Here is a 4,134-nt window from a genome sequence, read left to right as displayed (position 1 = left end):
GTTCATCCGCGGTCTGGCCCAGGAAGACTGGGATCGTACACCGAATCCATTGACTCCGTTCAATCACGCATGTCTTCGGGATCCTACAGGCTGGACCGACCGGCTTGACGAGATCCACGCACCCGCCCTGATTGTTCATGGAACAGAGGACCCTGTGCTTCCGTACGCGCATGGGCTTGCCCTGAATGCTGCGCTGCGAAATTCCCGTCTGCGCACACTTCACGGTGCCGGCCACGAATTGCACCCCCTGGATTGGCCCGTCATTATCGACGCTATCGTGGAGCATACTGCGAGCGCTTGAGGATGCGCCTCACTGTGACCGGACTCCTCGAAGGTTCGTCCTGTCAAGCGTCTGCAAAGTCCAGTTACCAGTAAAGTGTCATTGCGAGTGGATTGCCGGCAAACCGGAAATTGCGCCGGATTGCGAACGACAAGTCGGCTTCGGGCTGCGAGCGATGGAGTAAGCCGATCTCGCAAACCCGATGGCGACCCGAACTGTCACGAAGTACGGGGTTGAAAAACAGTCGGATTGGGACTACTTCGCTATAAGGATGGCAGGAGAATACTGGAACTCGCGGCGGAGAGCGGTCTGTGCAGCATCGCGGCAGGCTTGGAATCCCTATCGGCTGATGGTCAGAAACAATCCGGGGCCTGGAGGAAACTGCACTACACGTCACCGGATTCGTTCGACATTCCGCAGATGAAGGAGAATATCCGCACGATCCAGAGTCTGGGAATCGAGGTCCGAGGCTTCTTCGTTATCGGCTGGGACAATGACACGGCAGAGACGTATCGCCGCACGCTGGACTTCTGCGACGAGTGCGACATCACGCCCTTCATCTTTACGCTCACGCCCATGCCCGGCAGCCAGATTTATCGGGAGTACTGCGAGCAGGGTCGGATCTTTTCCGATCGCGCGTGGGACCAGTACGGCACCGGTCCGATCGTGTATCGGCATCCCACGATGCCCGAACAAGAGATGTTCGACCGAAATGCCGAAGTCATGACGGAAGGCTACAGCATTGGGCGGATTCTCAAGCGAACCATGAAAACCGTCAGGAATCGGCCTTCTCTCGATGTCGCGAATGACTCGTTCTTCACCCAACTCGGAGTGAGGAAAGCCTACCGCCAACTCTATGCACAACTCCAGAGGCCAACCGCCGCATAAGCATCAGCGCCCGCAGTTCGGCCCGAACTGACGCGTCAACCATGCACAACGCGCCAAGCGGCGGAAACCACATCTCCGGGATACCGACCGACATGAAGCGCTTAAGTCTGAGGCGGAAGCGCCGTGAGCGCAGAATCAGATCGCCAGGTATAGTGGCGGCGGATCCCGCATCCTGTGAGGGGTGCCGCTGCCATGGGGCGAGAATGCAGCAATGTAAGCCCTTGGGTGTATACTGTGGGCGTCCGGGATGTCAAAATGGCGATTCCGGATAAGAAGGAAGGTGCCAAGATGCCGGAAGATCGGATTAGGGTGGCGCCCAATACAGTAGCATATGCTGACAGGGCGAGCCACAAACTGGTAGTGGAGTTTGCCATCCCAGGAGCACCAACGGATACGATCGATGTGAAGATCCTGGAAGACAGCGTGTACCTGACAGCACCAGCAAGGGATATCGAGTATGTCTCGGCGCTGGCTTTAGGTTGGCCGGTGAAACCCGACAAAGCCGAAGCGACCTACGAGAACGGCCTGCTCCGGATCGAGGTGCCCTTCAAAGATCCGATGGAAGGTGCGGTGAAGGTCGCCATCAAAGCAGGTGGCGCGGAAATCAAGACCAAAGCAATCAAGAGCTGAATACCACAATCGGCCAGTTCTTCACGCCCTACGACGTCTCGCGCGGAATTGCCATGATGTCGCTGCAGGACTTGGGACCCATCATCGAGGCCAATGGCTTCGTAACGGTTTCCGAACCCGCCTGCGGAGCCGGAGGTATGGTTCTCGCCACGGCTGACGCTCTGCAAAAGAAAGCATTCGATCTTGAGTCTGGAGCGCTTGGCCGGCGGACAGGAGCGGCCGCCGCGGGGCTTGGACCCCTTATTTCTTGGTTGCTTTGTTCGCCTTTGCTGCTGCATTCTCGGCTTTTGCCGCAGAGTGTTTCTTGTTGTGGCGCGCCACTGCTTTCGCAACCTCTTCAGCGGAAAGCTTGCTGTGTTTCTCAGAATGCAATACCTCGGTTAGTGGACCCGAATTTGTTGCCATTTCTAGCTCCTTTACTTTCTTGAACAATAGACATACTGCAGCCCTGCTAACGGTTCTGAAACAGCGCGGTACGTCGCCGCTTTTGGCCTTGGACCACGGGGCGGAAAAGAGCCTGCTACAGACTCGGAAGAAACGTCCGCTGACTGCAACGTCTAAGTGGATTATACGCCCATCCAAGATATGAATACGTACGAAACAGTGCTTTCGTGGCCAGGCAGACGTTCGTCGCATAAGTTTTCCGGTCGGATCGGAAGTTGGCCGGATTAGGAACGAGAAGGCGGCATGTGACTACGCCGCTCCTGCGCGGAGCGTGACGTATGTTCTGTACCGGGGGTGAATTGCCAAGATGAGCGCTATGCGCACTGAGGCCGCCGAATTACGCGGCTTCCGATCCGCTACTTAATTCCTACGCCCGTCGAGTCAGGCCCGGTGAGGTGTTCGACGCGAGTCTCCCGGAAACCAGCCTTCTTCATCCAGTTGGAGCAGTCCGCACCGGTATAGTCGAAGCCGTCCTGTGTCTCGATGAACATGTTGAGGCTCATCAGCAGGCCAAATGTGTTCTGCCGCCGTTGATCGTCAATAATAGCCTCATACACGATGAGAGACCCGCCTTCCGGCAAGGCCTCGTAGGCTTTGCGAATCAGCATCTCTTTGGCCTCCAGATTCCAGTCGTGGAGGATGTGCCCCATCGTGATCACGTCGACCGCGGGGAGCGGGTCTTTGAAGAAGTCGCCGGCCTCGAAGCGAAGCCGGCCGGAAACCCGGTTCTGCTCCACATATTCCTCGAAGATAGGCGCGATCTCTGGTAAGTCAAAGCCGATGCCCTGGAGGTGCGAGTTATGCGCCGCGATTTGCACCGCGCTCGGCGATCATCCGGTTCGCTTCGTGGCTCAGTCCGGGCATAGCTCGCAGGAGCTCTTTGAGGCTCGCAGGCTCAGATAGAGAGCTTCAAACAGCGGCATCGAACCGTCCCGCACCTCATTCTGCGGGCGTCCCGTCCGGAGAGCTTCAGTTCAAGTGAGACCAAAACGGGTACAGGCGACGATTGCACATCTCGAGCACGCCTCCGAGGTATGTGGGCTTGCGCTTATCGAGATATAGATCCGTTGGCGGCGCGTTGCTTTAAGTGGTCCCGGTGCGATCGAGAAACCCCATAACGACCAGCGCATCGAAAAAGTCCCGGGCGGAACGACTATGCAATCCCAGTCTCCCCTGCAACTCCTCAACTGTAAGGGATGCCTCGCGAGTTCCGTGAACAACTCCAGTTCAATCGCGTTCAAGAGCGTCTTCGAAGCACAGAAGCCGAATCCAACCTGCAGAATCTGATCGGGAGATTTCAGCCAACCATGAAGCCGATAGCGAGCTTGTATTGGCTGGGGTCTTGAGCGCGCTGTGCTATTCGGGCTTCGCGAAATCGAAGGAACGGCCTTCGGCCGGCACAGAGCAGGCCGTGATGCGCATTGAGCGCGAGTTGTTGAACGCGCTTTTGAAGGGCGACGCTACCGCAAGCGAACGCTACTTGGCCGACACGTATGTGTTTACAGGGCCCGACGGGACATCGCTCGACGGCGCGAAGGTGCAGGTCTACGGCAACACGGCGGTCGTTACCTACAGCAGCAACGATAAGGGCACGTACAAGGGAAAGGATATCAGCGGAAGGACTTGTGGTTCACGAACACATGCGTCCACCGTGTGGCCGGTGGCAAATCGTGGCGTCGCACGGTTCCATGCTGCCGAAGTAACCGGGGACGGCATGGCCGGGCGGCGGTGGGGCCCAAAAACGGGGCACATTCACTCCGGACCGCGGCCGACAAATAGAGTCGCGGGTTCGCTTACAGCTTCACCGACGCGGATGCGCAGGCCGGTGGGTCCCGCCGGCGTTCCGGCCGGTATTGCCACATTGAGCTGATATAGCCCGGCGTACCCCGGCG

General features: G+C 57.8%; 5 protein-coding genes and 2 pseudogenes. 5 read left to right on the top strand and 2 right to left on the bottom strand.

Features of this window, described 5'->3' with window-relative positions:
• The 4 genes and pseudogenes from VN622_06870 to VN622_06855 form a co-directional block, all read left to right on the top strand.
• On the top strand, nucleotides 1-301 hold a 301-nt coding region (locus VN622_06870; protein ID HWR35575.1), incomplete at its 5' end, for an alpha/beta hydrolase.
• 228 nt (nucleotides 302-529) lie between these two features.
• A complete protein-coding gene (locus VN622_06865) occupies nucleotides 530-1,168 on the top strand; it encodes a hypothetical protein (protein HWR35574.1) in 639 nt (212 codons plus the stop codon).
• 255 nt (nucleotides 1,169-1,423) lie between these two features.
• Complete coding sequence (locus VN622_06860) at nucleotides 1,424-1,798, top strand: Hsp20/alpha crystallin family protein (GenBank protein ID HWR35573.1); 375 nt, start codon at nucleotides 1,424-1,426, stop codon at nucleotides 1,796-1,798.
• Between the two features lie 53 nt (nucleotides 1,799-1,851).
• Nucleotides 1,852-1,911: pseudogene (locus VN622_06855) on the top strand (hypothetical protein).
• Between the two features lie 127 nt (nucleotides 1,912-2,038).
• Here VN622_06855 and VN622_06850 read toward each other — a convergent pair.
• Nucleotides 2,039-2,230 carry a hypothetical protein gene (locus VN622_06850; GenBank protein HWR35572.1) on the bottom strand — a complete coding sequence of 64 codons (192 nt, stop codon included), beginning with the start codon at nucleotides 2,228-2,230 and terminating at the stop codon, nucleotides 2,039-2,041.
• A 368-nt stretch (nucleotides 2,231-2,598) separates the two neighbouring features.
• Nucleotides 2,599-3,543, bottom strand: a pseudogene (locus VN622_06845) (methyltransferase).
• Between the two features lie 29 nt (nucleotides 3,544-3,572).
• Here VN622_06845 and VN622_06840 point away from each other — a divergent pair.
• Nucleotides 3,573-4,112, top strand: a complete 540-nt coding sequence (locus VN622_06840) for a nuclear transport factor 2 family protein (protein ID HWR35571.1) — start codon at nucleotides 3,573-3,575, stop codon at nucleotides 4,110-4,112.
• The last annotated feature ends 22 nt before the right edge of the window (nucleotides 4,113-4,134 follow it).

Source organism: Clostridia bacterium (assembly GCA_035561135.1).
Lineage (GTDB): Bacteria > Acidobacteriota > Terriglobia > Terriglobales > Acidobacteriaceae > DATMYA01.
The sequence above is the reverse complement of the archived record's forward strand: the minus strand, read 5'-3'. Positions and strand labels throughout refer to the sequence as shown.

Excerpts from the sequence above, each read along its gene's own strand:
- VN622_06860 (HWR35573.1), top strand. The coding sequence starts at position 1,424 with ATGGCGATTCCGGATAAGAAGGAAGGTGCCAAGATGCCGGAAGATCGG.